At 54.7% G+C, this 15288-nt stretch carries 14 protein-coding genes; 6 read left to right on the top strand and 8 right to left on the bottom strand.

Translation table 11 applies throughout. The features are described 5' to 3' along the window. Window positions 1–264 precede the first annotated feature (264 nt). The 4 genes from ACI2J2_RS13235 to ACI2J2_RS13220 all read left to right on the top strand — a co-directional run bounded on the left by ACI2J2_RS13235 (window position 265) and on the right by ACI2J2_RS13220 (window position 7490). Window positions 265–2388 (top strand): TonB-dependent receptor, encoded by a 2124-nt coding sequence (locus ACI2J2_RS13235; protein ID WP_404760211.1) that lies wholly within the window; start codon window positions 265–267, stop codon window positions 2386–2388. Window positions 2389–2489: 101 nt separating this feature from the next. Continuing rightward, on the top strand, window positions 2490–5411 hold the full coding sequence (locus tag ACI2J2_RS13230) for a condensation domain-containing protein (protein ID WP_404760210.1): 2922 nt from the start codon (window positions 2490–2492) through the stop codon (window positions 5409–5411). 46 nt (window positions 5412–5457) lie between these two features. After that, window positions 5458–6690, top strand: coding sequence for a YncE family protein (locus tag ACI2J2_RS13225; protein ID WP_404760209.1), 1233 nt, complete (start codon window positions 5458–5460; stop codon window positions 6688–6690). 215 nt (window positions 6691–6905) lie between these two features. Then, entirely contained in the window at window positions 6906–7490 is a 585-nt protein-coding gene (locus ACI2J2_RS13220) for a flavin reductase family protein (RefSeq protein ID WP_265554720.1), read from the top strand. A 63-nt stretch (window positions 7491–7553) separates the two neighbouring features. Here the strand turns inward: ACI2J2_RS13220 and ACI2J2_RS13215 are convergent, their stop codons facing one another. The 3 genes from ACI2J2_RS13215 to ACI2J2_RS13205 form a co-directional block, all read right to left on the bottom strand. Next, window positions 7554–7790 (bottom strand): hypothetical protein, encoded by a 237-nt coding sequence (locus tag ACI2J2_RS13215; RefSeq protein WP_209636718.1) that lies wholly within the window; start codon window positions 7788–7790, stop codon window positions 7554–7556. Between the two features lie 60 nt (window positions 7791–7850). After that, on the bottom strand, window positions 7851–7994 hold the full coding sequence (locus tag ACI2J2_RS13210) for a hypothetical protein (protein ID WP_209636716.1): 144 nt from the start codon (window positions 7992–7994) through the stop codon (window positions 7851–7853). Between the two features lie 147 nt (window positions 7995–8141). Next, window positions 8142–8390, bottom strand: coding sequence for a hypothetical protein (locus ACI2J2_RS13205; RefSeq protein WP_209636714.1), 249 nt, complete (start codon window positions 8388–8390; stop codon window positions 8142–8144). Between the two features lie 210 nt (window positions 8391–8600). On the opposite strand from ACI2J2_RS13205, the gene ACI2J2_RS13200 reads away from it, so the two are divergent. Next, the gene (locus tag ACI2J2_RS13200; protein WP_404760208.1) at window positions 8601–9242 is read left to right on the top strand and encodes a DsbA family protein; all 642 of its coding nucleotides are present in this window, start codon (window positions 8601–8603) and stop codon (window positions 9240–9242) included. 3 nt (window positions 9243–9245) lie between these two features. On the opposite strand, the gene ACI2J2_RS13195 is transcribed toward ACI2J2_RS13200, so the two are convergent. Next, a complete protein-coding gene (locus ACI2J2_RS13195) occupies window positions 9246–9968 on the bottom strand; it encodes a phosphatase PAP2 family protein (RefSeq protein WP_404760207.1) in 723 nt (240 codons plus the stop codon). Window positions 9969–10218: 250 nt separating this feature from the next. Here ACI2J2_RS13195 and feaR point away from each other — a divergent pair, with 250 nt between their 5' ends. Then, the gene (feaR, locus tag ACI2J2_RS13190) at window positions 10219–11133 is read left to right on the top strand and encodes a transcriptional regulator FeaR (RefSeq protein ID WP_404760206.1); all 915 of its coding nucleotides are present in this window, start codon (window positions 10219–10221) and stop codon (window positions 11131–11133) included. A 36-nt stretch (window positions 11134–11169) separates the two neighbouring features. Here feaR and ACI2J2_RS13185 read toward each other — a convergent pair whose 3' ends face one another. The 4 genes from ACI2J2_RS13185 to ACI2J2_RS13170 all read right to left on the bottom strand — a co-directional run bounded on the left by ACI2J2_RS13185 (window position 11170) and on the right by ACI2J2_RS13170 (window position 15205). Continuing rightward, entirely contained in the window at window positions 11170–12669 is a 1500-nt protein-coding gene (locus ACI2J2_RS13185; RefSeq protein WP_404760205.1) for an aldehyde dehydrogenase family protein, read from the bottom strand. A 275-nt stretch (window positions 12670–12944) separates the two neighbouring features. Next, entirely contained in the window at window positions 12945–13583 is a 639-nt protein-coding gene (gene leuE / locus ACI2J2_RS13180) for a leucine efflux protein LeuE (RefSeq protein WP_209636703.1), read from the bottom strand. A gap of 168 nt (window positions 13584–13751) precedes the next feature. Further along, the gene (gene tehB / locus ACI2J2_RS13175) at window positions 13752–14612 is read right to left on the bottom strand and encodes an SAM-dependent methyltransferase TehB (RefSeq protein WP_209636701.1); all 861 of its coding nucleotides are present in this window, start codon (window positions 14610–14612) and stop codon (window positions 13752–13754) included. A 122-nt stretch (window positions 14613–14734) separates the two neighbouring features. Further along, window positions 14735–15205 carry an N-acetyltransferase gene (locus ACI2J2_RS13170; protein WP_209636699.1) on the bottom strand — a complete coding sequence of 157 codons (471 nt, stop codon included), beginning with the start codon at window positions 15203–15205 and terminating at the stop codon, window positions 14735–14737. Between the last annotated feature and the right edge of the window lie 83 nt (window positions 15206–15288).

Here is a 15288-nt window from a genome sequence, read left to right as displayed (position 1 = left end):
ATCTGCACGGTTATTTTCTTAAGTGATAATGATTTGCATTAAAATATGTAAAATATTATCATTATTAACATTTCTTTACGTTTCCAGACAAAAGAACTGCTCTCGCCCGCTGTGCGTCTGGGGTGGGGCGGTCGTCTGCGGCAGGGATATGCAATAGCAAGGTCAGGAAGGCCGTAATGCCATTGTTAGTGTGAGAATCAGCGTCGTTACCTATGTGAAAACAAGTAAATTTTTGTGCATCTGGGATGAAAGGAGAATACATCTATGAGCAAGCATTCAGCGGCTCAAAGGCATAAAATCGTAGGAAACAAGGAAAAAGCAGGCTTACAGGCCATTGGGGCATTTTCCTCACTATTTCTGGGTCTTTGTTCTTTATCTGTAGGGAGCGTTAACGCCGCCGCAGTGGACGAAAAGGTTCAGGAAGCCGCAGACAGCAAACGTAAGGACAACTGGCAGGACTCAGAGAGCCTGCTGGTAACCGGTGAAAAAATTAAACGCAGCATTTTTGATACTGGCTCCAGCGTGCAAGTCTTTGACAGCGAGCGGATATCTTCCATGCCCAATGCGTTGCAGGTCCCCGATTTGCTGCGCATGACCCCCAACGTGGTGGATTTGGGAATTGGTAACAATCTCCCGACCGTGCGCGGTATTGACGGTTCCGGGCCGAATGTCGGCGCCAATGCCTTCCTCAGCGGCACCCGTCCGCGCCTCAATCTGTCACTCGACGGCCGCTCATTGACTTACAACGAGCAGGCGTTCGGCCCGCAGTCGCTGTGGGATCTGGATCGTGTTGAAGTGTTCCTCGGCCCGCAAAGCTATATTCAGGGGCGTAATGCCATTGCCGGCGCCATCGTGATGACCAGTAAAGATCCGACATTTGACTGGGAAAGCGCCTTCAAGGGCGGGGCGGGTAATCAGCATTCTTCACAGCTGTCTGCCATGGCCTCCGGCCCGCTGGTGGAAGACCAACTGGCATTCCGCGTCAGCGTCGATCGCCAGCGCCGCCGCAGTGATGTCGACCTGCCCGCCTATGCACCCGTGGGCGATCCACGAGAAATTGAAGCCACCACGGCGCGTGCCAAACTGTTATTCAACCCGGCTGGCCTGCGTGATGTGACCACCAAGCTGACCTTTAACCATTTTGGCAGTACCTCACCACAGAACGAAAGCCTCAACCCGCAAGTCCACCCAACCAACCTGCGCCACGATCCGCGCCGTGCGGTGTTTAAAAGCAACATGAACAGCGGCGTCTGGGATCTGGCCTGGGAGCAATCCGACAGCCTGACGCTCGAAAACCGGGTGATTTACACCGATTTTAATATCAACCGCCCGACAGCCTACAACATCCAATATGCTGAAATCGGTGGTAAAGAGGTGCATGTCGAGCCAGTCGCGCGCTTTGGTGGGCCGGACAGCCGTTTGCGTGGGTTGGCGGGGCTGCGTTATTTCCACGCCAAGCAGGATGAGTTCGTCAATATTTTCGGTGGATCCAGCTTCAAGGATAAAACCGACACTAATTCCGCCTTTGCCGAACTGACCTACGCCATTACGCCAGAGGTAGACCTTACCGCTGCCAGCCGCCTGGAGCGTGAGCACCGTCAGCGTACCGGCGGCAGCAAAGCCGTGCGTATCGACTTTGACGAGACCTACACCGTATTCCTGCCGAAGCTCGATCTGGCCTGGAAGCCGACGGATACCCAGACCTACGGTGCCAAGGTGGCACGTGGCTATAACGCCGGTGGCGGCGGTATCACTATTGGCACGCCGGTGGTCAGCTATACCTATGGTTCTGAGTATGTCTGGAACTATGAGCTGTACAGCCGCCATCACCTAAAAGATGCCAACGTCATTCTGACCAGCAACATCTTCTATAACGACTACAAGGACATGCAGCTGCCGTATTCCCTGGGGCCTGACTCGTCGGTGATCCGCAACGCCGACAAGGTGGAAACCTACGGGGCAGAAATGGGGGCAACCTGGCAACCGCGTTGGGATTTCGAACTGTTTACCAACGTTGGCCTGCTGAAAACCAAGATCAAGAAGTTCTCGGGCAGCGGTGTAGAAGGACATGAGCTAGCGCGTGCGCCAGCCTATACCGCCAATATGGGCGCCAAGTACCAATTGATGGCCGGATTGGAACTGAGCGGCAACGTCGCATTCTCTGATTCCTACTACTCGCAGTATGACAATGACTCTCGCGGACATATCGGTTCTTACTGGTCGGCAAATACCCAACTGGCGTACACCTTCGCCTATGGTCGCGCCACCCTGTATGCACAGAACCTGTTTGATTCAGAGCGTCGTGTGATGGTCAGTGGCAATGACGTGTATACGGCAACCCAGCAGCGTCCACGCATGGTGGGTGCGGCACTTGAACTGACATTCTGATGCGGTAACAGCCAGTCTGCGCAAGGGGCGTATCAACGCCCCTTTTAATGACCAGCGTTTCCCCGATGTTCCGGGCTGACCGGGCGCAAGGAGATAGAGCAGTGAGCGGTTATTTTGACAATATTCTCAGCGATGAAGAGGCCCAGCGTCTGGATCTGGCGTTCGAGGCACTGGGCGAACGTACGGCAGATGCCGTTCAGTCGCTGAGCGAAGCGGAAGAGCTGGCATGGTTCATGCACCAGCAGCGGGGTGATGGTGGGAGCCAGCAGGCAATGGCCTGGCGGTTAGGTGGTGAACCGGATATCGGCAGATTGGTCAGTGCGCTGGAAGCCCTGAGCCGCTTGATGCCGGAACTGGATGTTCGCTATGACTTTGATGACGAACAAGGCTTACGCAAGCTGCGCGGTAATACGGCGCTCAACCCGGTAAACATTCAGTCTGTGGCGAATGAGCAACAGGCGGTTAGCCGTTTGCTGCAGGCACAGGCCACCCCTCTCGAATTGGCACGTGAAGCGCCGGTACGCTTTTGGGTTTTCACCGGTAGCGGCGTGGTATTGGGCGTTGTGGCGCACGATATTTTGGCGGAAACGTTGTCATGCCGACAGTTATTGAAGACGTTATCGGCACTGTATAACGGGAATGACCCTGCGCAAGGTTTTGAGGGGGTGCCACCGGTTGCGCCACTGCCGGAAGTGGCCGATCTCGTGCTGCCGTGGGCGCGACAGGCGGCGACATTGCGGGACTATCGTACGTCGGTTGTTCAGGATGACGTTCTGGCACAGGCCGGGGTACGTATAGCGGCCCGTGTTGCGCGTAAAATCCTGCCTGTTGCTGATAACCCGGCAACGTTGTTGGCGGCGATCGCGACGCGTTTTGGCTGCTTTATCTCAGCCCAGTCCGGCGGATTACCGGTACAACTCTGTGTACCACAGGACGATGCACAACAGGCAAGCGGCATGGACGCGTGGATGAGCGCTGCCCGGTTGAAACGCCTGACGCTACAGTCTGCCGATCCCGAATTGGAAAGCCGACTGCTGGCGCAGCACACGCTGGAGGCCCCTAATCCGCAGTTGGCTCAACTGTTGGTGACCTGGTTGGCGGACCCGTCAGTGGCTCTGCAACTTGACGGCGTCAATGCTGAACGTCTGCTGTTGCCGCCTCTGCATACGCCTTTTGAATTGGTGCTGGCGCTGAGCCTGCCCGATCCGGATTCGGTGGTGCTGGAGCTGAGCGCGGATCCTCGTTTAACTCCGCACGCGGCCCCGTTCCTGTTGGAACAGTTTGTCGCTTTCCTTGCGGGGCGGACGATCACGACGGCGCGGCTTCCTGCCATTGAGCCGCCGTTAGCCGTGGTTGAGCACGCTTTGTCCGTAAATGATGGGCAAGAAAACGACGCTATTGCACAACTGATCTTGGCGGAGTTCCGCGATGCCCTGGTTGCGCCAGAGATGACCCTTGATGAGGATTTCTTCGATCGCGGCGGGCATTCGTTGGTGGCTACTCGAGTGATCGGCCGTTTGCTCAGCTTGCATCGCATAGAGCTCAATATTAACGATCTGTTCAGCCATGCCACTGCCCGCGGGCTGTCAGTCTATGCCAAACGTCAGGCCGCTGTAGCGCCGGCAGCCCAGGAAGGCGTCATGCAACAGCAGGGCGACACCGTCCAGGCACCCTTGTCGCTGGCACAGCACTCCCTGTGGAAAGTGTATGAGGCGTTCGGTCATGACGAGATCTTCAACCTGCCATTTGCCATCAGCTTCCTTGACCCGGTAGACGAAACGGCGTTGCGCCAGGCATTTATCGACGTGATGACACGGCACAGCGTATTGCGTTCGCTGTTTATCACGCGTGACGGTGAGGTATGCCAGCAAGTGGTGCCTGCAGCTGAATTGCTCGACTATGCCTGGTTCCGCTTCTCTCATGAAACACCGGCCGGTAACGGCAGTGAATTGCTGGCCAATGCTGGCGACCACCGCTTCAACCTCGCCATCGAGCTGCCGCTGCGTGCCACCTTCCTGCGTGACGCGGCCACCGGCCAGCAATGGTTGTCGTTGCTGTTCCACCATGTCGTGCTGGATGAATGGTCGCTGAACCTGATGATGGACGAACTGGGTATCGCCTATCGCCACCGCGTTGCCGGGCAGAAGCCACAGTGGACGAACGACGTGCCGCAGTTTTATGCCTTTGCCCGGCAGCAGCAGGCGGGCGGCGTCGCACAGCAACACCTGGATTACTGGCTCGATAACCTGCGGGATGCGCCAGTGGGGCAGCCGCTGTTCCAACAGGAGCCTTCCCACCATCCAGCAGTACCGGCAGAGGCCGATGTCAACGGAGGATGGTTGGAGTTCGACGTCGACCCGGCGGTGGCAGACGGCTTGTACGCACAGGCCAGAAAGAACAATGCCTCGCTGTTCAACGTGGTCTATGCCGGTATCACCTCGGCTTTGCGTCTTCTCGGTGGCCCGGCAGATCTGCTGGTGGGCACCTCGACTTCCGGGCGCAACGATGCTGAGTACTTCGACACCATTGGCTACTTCACTACCGTGGTGGTACACCGGGTGCGCTTCGCCGAGCAACTCACGGTGGCTGGCCTGATCGATCAGGTCAAAAACACCATCAATGGCTCGATGCCCTACACCGATATTCCGATTGACCTGGTGGAAGAGGGGCTATTTGGCGCGCATGCCGATCGCAAGAATCACATGTTTGAAGTGTTCATCCAGATCCACAGCCGCATCAAGCTCAATGGGGCATTCACCCTGCAAGACGGCAGCACGGTAGCGTATCGCCAGATTGAGCCGGAGAAAACCGAATCACTGCTCGGTTTGCAGTTTGAAGTGATGGAAGAGAACCTCGACGGCGTGAAATCCCTGCGCGTGATGATGACCTATCGGACCGATCACTACACCGCGCAACAGGCGGGACTGATCGCCGGGACCATTCAGCACGTGTTCGCGCATTTTTCCCAGCAGGACGGTGGGAATATGCCGCTTGCGGACCTGCCACCGGCACCGCAGCAATGACGTTGTTCACCCTAACTGACTTTATTACTTTCATGGAGATAAATGGATGTCTGGAACAATAGGAACACCTCGCGCTTTACTGTCGCTGTTGATCGCAACGTCGTTGGTGGTGGCCGGTGCGGCACAGGCCCGTGACACAGGGATCAAACCTGAGGATATCAAGCGCCAGCCGTTGTCGTCGGCGCTGGTGGAGATGGCTTATAGCCCGAGCCAGCAGTCGCTGTTTGTCAGTGCACCAGACTGGAAAGAAGAGGCAAAATCCCGCGTGTTGCGTTTAGATCCGACCACGCTGGCGGTGCAGGCGGAGATCCCTTTGCAGGTGAAAGGCTTCGGCGTGGCGCTGGATGATGCCGGTCACCGGTTGTATCTGACCCAGGGGTTTAACGGCTCGGTCGGTGTGGTGGATACCACCACCAATCGTGCGGTGGGCAGTATCCTGGTGACCGAAAAGTCGATGCTTGAGAAGACGTATAAAGACGCAGGCATCAGCGGTAAACGGCTGGAATTCTTACTTGAGGAGCTTAAGCGTTTCAAGATCACGGAAGACTACCAGTACCGTATCCGTGAGATGAAGTACGACGCGCAGACTGGCCGTCTTTTCTTACCGGGACTGGGCTTCGGGGTGGACAGCGTGCTGTTTGTGGTGGATACCCGCAACAAAAAACTGGAGAAAATGATCCCCGGTTTTGGCTATAACGCGGTAGGCATCACGCTTGATGAGAAAGGGCGGCGCGTCTTTGTCTCCAATATGCAGGGGCAGTTGATCACGCTGAATGCCGATACGCTGGCAATCACGTCCACCAAAGAGATCCAGGCGGATCAATTGCTGAACCTGGTGTATGACGGTAAGAACAACCGTCTGCTGGGTGTGGATCAGGGGATCGATCGCGACAATTACCGTAATACGCATCTGGGGCACGACTACGTGAAGCGCAGTAGCGGGCACCGGGTCTTTGCGTTGGACGCGGACAGCGGCAAGGTCTTGGCCAGCGAACTGACCGATGAGGTGCCGATTGGTCTGCTGCTGGATGAGAACAATCAACGGGTATATGTCACCAACCGCAAAGGGGTACGCGTCGAGCACGGGGTAGGTACGTTGACGGTGTTTGATTCCAAGACTCTTAAGCGGCTGCAGACGGTAGAATTGCCACCGCATCCGAACAGCCTGGCGCTCGATACCCGCAACAACCTGTTGTTTGTGAGCGTGAAAAATGACGGTGCCAGTACCAAGGCCGGCAAACCAGAAAGCGTCGTGCGCATTCAACTGCCAAAAAACTAGTTTTACCCTATTGCGCCAGTGGATGCTGGCGCAATATTTCCTCGTCAAACCTCAAGGCTTCTGCAACATCAGGCTTATTACAGGCACACATTCCGTGCTTCTGTGCCGCCAACGTGATTGATCCCCACGGCAACGCAGATCTACACTGCAAAACACAGACAGTCTCCGTTACTACCTTCTGTTTGATTACCCAAAGACATCAATAAGGGCCTCCCATGAATCATTTTCGTCCCGTTGCACTGGAACATGCCAGCCGCTTGCTTAACCATGGCCCGACGGTGTTGATTACCAGCAGAAGCCAGGATGCTGCGCGGCGTAATGTGATGGCGGCTGCCTGGTCGATGCCGGTTGAATTTACCCCGCCACGGATTGCTATCGTGGTCGATAAAAATGCGCATTCCCGACAGATGATCGAAGAGAGTGGCGTATTTGGCATCTGCATCCCGGCGGCTATGTTTATCGACACGACCTATGCGGTGGGCAGCATCTCGGGGCAAGACGTGGAAGACAAGTTTTCTCGCTTTAATATTGCCAGCTTCCCCAGCGCTACGCTGAACGTTCCCTTGATAGAGCAGGGGTGTGTGGCGTGGTTGGAGTGTCGCCTGTTACCTGAACGTGGTGCCCAACAGAAATACGATACGTGTTTTGGTGAGGTGGTTGCCGCCGCCGCAGACGAACGCGTGTTTCAGGGGGGCCGCTGGAACTTTGCCGACGCAGATCCGCAATTACATACTATTCATCATCTGGGCGCCGGCAATTTTATTCGCAGCGGCGATACCCTGCGCGCTAAAGCGATGTAAGCGATTCCCCCTGCCGCATGCGTAGGGGGAATCGTTTAGCCATGACTGACCTAATCACTGACATTAATCGTTGCGCGCGTGGTGGAACGCTTGAACCCGTTTTTCTGACGCTTTCTTATCCGGTTTCCTGAGTGGTTTTTTATTGTGGTGTGATTTTGGCTGTACTTTATTGTCATGAGGTTTTTTATTATTCTGATGAACCACTGGCTTGCCGTTAAATTCATTGGCAGGCGGCGCAGCAAAAACCGATACACAGGTTAATAGCAATGCGGATGAAATAATAAGGCGTGTTTTTTTCATTATGATGACCTACAGGCTTAAATTTATATTCAAGTCACGCGCCAAGGATATGAACGTTATTTAACGTGGCCCGTTAAAATAATGCCCCGGTCCGCCTGGGCCACCACGCCCACCGCCACCGCCGCCACCTGGTGGCGGGAATATACAGCCGGAAAGCATGGCGCTAATAGTCAGCGCACTGATGAACATCAGAATACGACGCATAATATAACCTTTTAACTTTAGATTGAGGCCGTTAGTATCATCTTCTGCTAAGGGCGTTAGCAATAGGGAAAAGGTAGGGAAACCGAAAAGGTTCTGTAAGTAAGATTATTCTAATCGGGAGGATATCGGTCATTGAGATAACGCGAGTTAATATCCGGCGCTGAGCATTTCATCTCGTAATAAATCGATAATCGCTGGCTCTATATCAGGGAATTGCCGGGTAATATCGTCAATGGCTTCTGCGACCGATGTAGCCGAAAAGGTACCGGTGAAAGGCAACAGTGGGAGGCTGGCATCGCTGTCTGGGAATTCGCCGCTGATGGTTCCGGTGATCACACCGTCCCTCTTCTCTGCGGTGAAGTCATATTCGCCAATACCTTTATTAATTACTGTCATTTTTACCTCGACTCAGGCACGCCAGCGGCAATTCGCACCCTCTTTCAAGCATAGTTCCTGGGCTGGAGAATGCCACTGACAGGCCAGGCTATGGCTTTGATGTGCATCAATCCCATATAAATATAAGGTAATAAAGCCTGGCCTTAAGCCGACAATTTGATTATAAACACCGGCGTTAGGGACAATGATCTCATCTGAAATGGAGTAGGTATGTTGGCTAAAATTAATCGATTGATCGCCGGTTCATTACTGGCACTGTTACTTCCGACCCTGGCTGCCGCGGCGGATTATCGTGCAGGCGAACAATATACTCGTCTGGATAAGCCGGTGGCCTCTGCGCCGGCTGTCGTGGAATTCTTCTCCTTCTATTGCGGCCCTTGCTACCAGTTTGCTGATACCTACCACGTGGGTAGCACCGTTAGCCAGGCGTTGCCTGAGGGCACCAAACTGACCAAGTATCACGTTGGTCTGATGGGGAAATTAGGCAATGAACTGACCGAAGCCTGGTCGGTGGCGATGGTGATGGGCATTGAGGATAAAATTGAAGGAATGCTGTTTGACGCGCTGCAAAAGAAACGTGCCATCAACAGTGAAGAGGATATTCAGCGGGTGTTTGCCGCCGCCGGTGTTGACGCAGCGGCTTATGAGAATGCGCGCCACAGCCTGTTGGTGAAAGGCATGATTGCCAAGCAGAATGAAGCAGTAAAAGCGCTGGATGTACGCACAACGCCATCATTTTACGTTTCCGGTAAGTACAAGATCGACAATGCCGGCATGTCGAGTCAAAGCATCGACGGCTACGCACAAGAGTACGCGGCCGTCGTTCGCTATTTGCTGGATACCCAGCCTTAAGCATTATTTTGCGGCAGGCAGGCCCAATGCGTGGCGCAGTTCTTCGCGGGCCTGCTGGTATTGCTGCTGGAAATCTTGTTGGTGTGAGATCTGCTGGCTGATGACGCTGCCGGCGATCCGACCCATTTCAATATCCGACGGGTAGTGAATACCGGCAACCACGCGGTTGTCGCCGTATTGCCAGGCGCGTGCCATGATCTCGGCGCGCTTTTCCGGCACCATATTGGCCAGCGTAATGCCCATCAACGTGCCCAGCGTGGTGTGACCGGAAGGCCAGGAGCCGGAGGTAGAGCGTTTTACGATCGGTTCAATGCGGCTGTCCAGCATGTGTGGGCGCGGGCGTTTCCAGAAGTCTTTGGCGGGATCAACCACGGCGGCTTCTGTCGCGACAACGCGATCAAAGAAAGCACTCAATACCGGCAGCGCCTGGGCATTGAATTTCGGCCCCATCACATTGCTGTATACCCATACATTCTCTTCCGCATCTGCCTTGGCCTGCGTGGCCATGTCCGGCGTCCGTTTCTGCTGCATATCCACGACTTCTTGCAGTTCCCGTTTGGTTTGCACGGAGTCATTGGCCGGCGGTGGCGGCAGGATCTGGGTCAGATCAACCTGCTGTGAGGTTGTGAAGGGTTGTGCATCTTCGGCGGCATAAACGCTGAACGCAGACAGGGCGGCAGCCGTGAACAAACACAGTGCCAGCGCAGATTTTTGTAATAATTTCATTAGGAATACCCATGGTGTGAAGGTGGCTGTCAGCAAACTGAGCTCTATATTTGGCGAGTCATGTGATGGTTACATGACGGCTGGGTGTCAATTTGATGACTGTGCCCGTGTGGTGGGAGCAATGTGTGATCCCTGCGCCAGATCCCGGTCACGGCATTGATTGTATGTTATCGGATTGTTATGTTGGTTTTCTGTTCAATGCCGCTTGCGGTTCGACAGCGTTTATCGCTGATGTTTGAAGGGGAAAGCCATGACAATTTCCGCCCAGAGCAGGGAAGTTGGCTTTGAGGAGTGGCTGGCGAAAATCAACTCCGCCTGCGGCCGGTTTTGCGCCAAGACGCTGGGGCCAGGGTTTAGCGGTGCTATGCAAGAGTTCCGCGCCCATGCGCTACGTCTGAGTGTGGTTGATGCCGCTCACACCCGCTTGTATCGTACCCCTCAAGAGATTTCCCGCAGCGACGGTTCGCACTTTTTCACCGTCTTTCAACTGCGTGGCAGTTCATTGATGGAGCAGGGGGAGCGGCAGGCGGTACTGTCCGCCGGCGACGTTACCTTGATCGACGCTTCACGCACCAGCAGCTTTACCTTTCAACAAGATTCCCGCCAAATTTCGTTATTGATGCCACGCAGTTATTTCGAATCCTCGGCGCACGGGGCCGATGTGCAGTGTGCGCGGCGTCTCGACGCGCAAAGCAGCGTAGTGCGACTTAGCCGGCAACTGGTGCTGGGTTGTATGCAGGACCCGCTGATGAGCGCCCCAGAGAGTGAAGCGATACTGAGCGCCGTCGCGACGCTGTTACGCCCGGCGTTGGTTGATCGCGAGGTTGAGGTTGATAGCCACCCTCGCAGCTTCACCCGAACGCTGGCGTTTATCGATACGCATATTCAATCGCCGCAGTTGCGGCCGGAATGGATTGCCAGTGAGTTGGGCGTATCGGTACGCAGTTTGTATCGGATGTTTTCCCGCCAGGGGTTGGTGGTGGCGCAATATATCAAGCACCGCCGTCTGGATCTGTGTGCGCAGGCCTTGCGCCGTGCACCGGAACGACAAAAGCTGGCGACTGTCGGTTATGACTGGGGTTTTACCGATCACAGCCACTTCTCTACTGCCTTCAAAAGCCGTTTTGGCGTCTCGCCGAGCGAATACCGCAAACAGCATCAGTAGCCTCATAAAATGGGCTACTGATGCTTTGGGGCACGATCAGTAACGAATACACACTGATTTGGATTCGGTATAGGCATCCAGCCAATCCGGGCCAAAATCACGCCCACTGCCCGACTGTTTGAACCCACCGAAAGGCATATTGGCGTCGATCAACGTATGGGTGTTGACCCAAACCGTACCGGCCTGAATGCGCGGCGTATAAGCCATGGTCGATTGCAGGCTGGTGGTCCACAGGCTGGCAGTCAAGCCGTAGTCGGTATCGTTGGCCTTTTGCAAGGCTTCTTCGGCGTCCGCGACGCGGATCAAATTGACCACCGGGCCAAAGACTTCTTCGCGCGTCAGGTTCAGCTTGTCATCCGGGCTAATCACCAGCGTAGGGGGGATATAGAACCCCTGTGAGTCTGGCCCGGATGCGCCGCTGATCAGCTCCGCATGTTTGGATCTGGCGTCATCCAGATACGCGGCCACTTTATTGCGGTGATCGCTGGAGACCAACGGGTTGATCTGCGCACTGGCATCCATTCCCGGCCCAACAGACAGTGATTTCACCGCCTGCTCGAACCCCGCGACCAGAGTGTCATAGATCGGCGCTTCAATATAAATTCGCGAACTGGCGGCGCACACCTGACCCTGATTGAGGAAGCTGCCAGCCATCAGGCCTTCGATGACCTGTTGCGGATCGGCATCTTTCAGCACGATAGCCGGGTTTTTACCGCCAAGTTCGAGGGTCACGCGTGTCAGACGATCTGCCGCGGCACGTGCGATCCCTTTGCCAACGGGCGTGGAACCGGTGAAGCTCACTTTGGCGATCAGCGGGTGTTCTGTCAGCGCTTTGCCACAACCGCTGCCTTTACCGGTCACCACGTTGAATACGCCTGGCGGAATACCGGCTTCGGTTGCCAGTTCTGCCATGCGCAGTACGGTAAGCGGGGTGGTTTCCGACGGTTTGATGACGATAGAACAACCTGCGGCCAGCGCTGGCATCACTTTCCACATGGCGATCATCAGTGGGAAGTTCCACGGCACAATACCGGCGACCACGCCAATCGGTTCTTTACGGGTATACACCTGATATTTGGCACCCGGCGGCATCGGGATTGACACATCGAGTGTCTGGCCGGTGATTTTCGTGGTCAGCCCGGCGGTGTAACGCATCCAGTTCAGCGTACAGCCAACCTCGAACATACGGGCAATATTGATCGACTTGCCTTGTTCCAGCGTTTCCAGCTGTGCCAGCTCTTCAGTGTGTTGCTCAACCAGATCGGCATAGCGCAATAATATGCGTTCGCGCTCTGCGGGTAAGCGTTGCGCCCAGACACCAGAGGTAAACGCGTTGTGGGCCGATTGGACGGCGCGTGCGACGTCCTGCGCGTTGGCGTCTGCGGTGGAGGAAATTTGTTGCCCATCGGCGGGGTTATACACTGCCAACCGACCTTCGGCGCTGGATTCACACCACTGGCCGTCGATATACAGCCCATGATGACGATCGAGAAAACGTGAAACGTTGTCCATCACTGCTAGGGTATTGTCAGGCATACGCCCTCCTGTCAGACAAAAAAGGTCGTACCCTTAATTCTTGACGCGATACCTGCGTTGGCTGCACTCATCCGAATCACCGACTGGTGTAAGCGCATCGGGATTTGCGCGCGGGCTGCCCTGATACCACGCCAATTATTTTGGGTAAATCGTTAACCTTGAAAGTCTACAGCAGGTTGAGAAGATCGACTTTGGTCTGCCTGACAATCGGTTTGTCCTGCGTGACATAACGGGGGAGGGCTAACGGCTGAGCAAGTCAGCCGTTGTGAGCGAGGCTAGGAACTGAGGGTTGCCAGGCGGGTAGCGAAACCCAGGAACAACAGACCAATCAGACCGTTACCCAGTTTTGCCAGACCTTTCTTGTGATTAAAGAAGTGTGCCAGCATGGCGCCGCTGAAGATCAGCGTAGTCATGTAAATAAAACTGACCGATTCGAGGATCAACGCCAAAATGGTGAACGACAGGCCGGTGTGGGCATAGTCAAAGTCGATGAATTGCACGAAGAACGAAACATAAAACAGGATCGCCTTCGGGTTGGTCAGACTGAGCGTCAGTGATTTACGCAGGATGCTATGGCCGCCTTCAACCTGGGGATGTTGCTCCGCATTTTTCTGGATAAAGGTGGCATAGAGAATTTTTGCACCCAGGAACAACAGGTAAATCGCACCGAGAAATCGCACCAGCGTAAACAGAAACGGCGTCGTGCGGATCAGTGAGGCCACGCCAATATAGGCGCAAAAAATCAGGATAGCATCGCCAATAAACACGCCCAGAGCGGCGGTATAGCCAGCGCGTACGCCACGTGTAACACCGGTTTTTAAAACGTACAGCGTATTCGGGCCTGGCAAAATGATGATGAAAATCACCCCGACCAGATAGGTCCAAAGATTCAGGACGCCAAAACTTTCTAACACAATTACCTCTCCATGCGCGGAACTGACAACTCATTACACTGGCTACACCCGTAGCCGGGCGCGATCCTAACGCCGCAGCCACGGGTTGGCAACGTAATAAACTTCATGTTGTTTGCCGCATTTCGGCGCAGGCAGGCACGAGCCCGTTGGACGGGGAGTACAGGAATGTTAGGGCTTGCGTGCCAGTAGCGTGGCGAAACGCAAAGAAATACGGTTGCCGGCAGCATCAGTTTTGTGCAGTTGGCCAACGTCTTCGTTGTATTTAAGCACGTCCCAGCCAGCGTAATAATTGTTCAATTCACCTGGCTTAAAGGTGAACGGGAAGGGCAGAGTGCAAGGGTAGTCTGGGGTATCCATCGCCGCGACGATCAGGTTGTAACCGCCACTGACAGTGCTGTCCTGCATGTTTTTCACCAGTGCGGGGATCTGCGCCGGGTTGAGGAACATCAATACCACGGTGGAAAGAATAAAGTCGTACTCACCGCTGAAGCCGTGTGTATTGAGATCTTGCACGCTGGCGCGAATATGTGACAGGCCTTCGCTGTCGATAATGGCGTTGAGATTATCAATAGAGGGAGCGTGTTTATCCCAGGCAGTGACATCGAAGCCTTTCAGGTTGAGGTAGAGCGAGTTGCGTCCGCCGCCACAGCCTAGATCCAGCGTTTTACCGGGCGCGATACGTTGCGCGGCCTCAATCACTTCGGAATGGGTGCGCGTCAGTTGATGCTTCTTGTGGTAGTAATCTTCAGGCGAACAATAGAACGCCAGTTGGCAGGTCATGTCATCGGAAAATGAAACGATGCGATGCCATTGCTGCGGTTCGATAAACGGCGGTTGGCTTTCGGGGCTAAACTGCCAGGTTTCGGTGGTTTCGCCCTCTTCGGTCATGAGCGCGAAGGTCAGTGTGCCGCTCAGCAGGGTGAGTTTGGCCCAGGTGCCACTTTGGGTGTTGTGCTTTTGTTGGAAACTCTCTGGCAGCGTGGTGCTGTTCCATTCCGGCAGGGTTTTATAACGCAGCAGCTCGGTCATGCATCTCTCCTCAGGTTCTGTATTGCCGCACAGGGCGGGCGAATAGAATGATTTTATATGTTGCATATAAAATACATGTTTATGGGGGCTTTGAACATGCCTGATATCATCAAAGGCGTGATTTAGAGTTTACGATGCATTCGTGTGTTGACGGCCTTAAAGCCGAGCCGAGTATACAGACGGGCCGCCGTCGGATTGTCGTCGAAAACTGCCAGCTCGGCATATTCTGCACCGGCAGCTCGTCCGGCATTCAACACGGCGCTAAGGATTTTCTCACCATAGCCTTTGCCCCGCCAGGCAGTATCCACTTCAAAATCGTAGACAAACAGCTGCCTGCCGAAGGTGCGTTGTTTAATGCTGTACCAGACGATGGCTATCTTTTCCGTAGACCCACTTAAGCGAGCGCAAACCAGTCGATGGTGTGGTGTTGCCAACCCATTGGGGAGCGCATCGTTGTAGGATGTTGTGGCCTCTATTCGGGCTTGCTCCTGGCTCAACGACAACGAACGCGCCAAATCCTGGGCATATTCTTCGATCCCATGAACGCGATAACGCTCGAAATCCTGTTGGCTCATGTCTATGAGTTCAATCATTACGCTATTCCTTTACGATTAATGTCCTGTCATAGCCTGGTTCTGATAGCCGAGGGCATATTTAAACTGGATCACGGCCCTCC

The sequence above is a fragment of the Serratia sp. NPDC087055 genome (assembly GCF_044900985.1).
Taxonomy (GTDB): Bacteria; Pseudomonadota; Gammaproteobacteria; order Enterobacterales; family Enterobacteriaceae; genus Serratia.
Note: the sequence above shows the minus strand (reverse complement) of the source record. Positions and strands in the feature narration are given on the sequence as shown.

What these genes read in the sequence shown, in the direction of transcription:
- ACI2J2_RS13235 (WP_404760211.1), top strand. Translation starts at nt 265, where the DNA reads ATGAGCAAGCATTCAGCGGCTCAAAGGCATAAAATCGTAGGAAACAAG.
- ACI2J2_RS13225 (WP_404760209.1), top strand. Translation starts at nt 5,458, where the DNA reads ATGTCTGGAACAATAGGAACACCTCGCGCTTTACTGTCGCTGTTGATC.
- ACI2J2_RS13220 (WP_265554720.1), top strand. Translation starts at nt 6,906, where the DNA reads ATGAATCATTTTCGTCCCGTTGCACTGGAACATGCCAGCCGCTTGCTT.
- ACI2J2_RS13215 (WP_209636718.1), bottom strand. Translation starts at nt 7,790, where the DNA reads ATGAAAAAAACACGCCTTATTATTTCATCCGCATTGCTATTAACCTGT.
- ACI2J2_RS13210 (WP_209636716.1), bottom strand. Translation starts at nt 7,994, where the DNA reads ATGCGTCGTATTCTGATGTTCATCAGTGCGCTGACTATTAGCGCCATG.
- ACI2J2_RS13205 (WP_209636714.1), bottom strand. Translation starts at nt 8,390, where the DNA reads ATGACAGTAATTAATAAAGGTATTGGCGAATATGACTTCACCGCAGAG.
- ACI2J2_RS13200 (WP_404760208.1), top strand. Translation starts at nt 8,601, where the DNA reads ATGTTGGCTAAAATTAATCGATTGATCGCCGGTTCATTACTGGCACTG.
- ACI2J2_RS13195 (WP_404760207.1), bottom strand. Translation starts at nt 9,968, where the DNA reads ATGAAATTATTACAAAAATCTGCGCTGGCACTGTGTTTGTTCACGGCT.
- feaR (WP_404760206.1), top strand. Translation starts at nt 10,219, where the DNA reads ATGACAATTTCCGCCCAGAGCAGGGAAGTTGGCTTTGAGGAGTGGCTG.
- ACI2J2_RS13185 (WP_404760205.1), bottom strand. Translation starts at nt 12,669, where the DNA reads ATGCCTGACAATACCCTAGCAGTGATGGACAACGTTTCACGTTTTCTC.
- tehB (WP_209636701.1), bottom strand. Translation starts at nt 14,612, where the DNA reads ATGACCGAGCTGCTGCGTTATAAAACCCTGCCGGAATGGAACAGCACC.
- ACI2J2_RS13170 (WP_209636699.1), bottom strand. Translation starts at nt 15,205, where the DNA reads ATGATTGAACTCATAGACATGAGCCAACAGGATTTCGAGCGTTATCGC.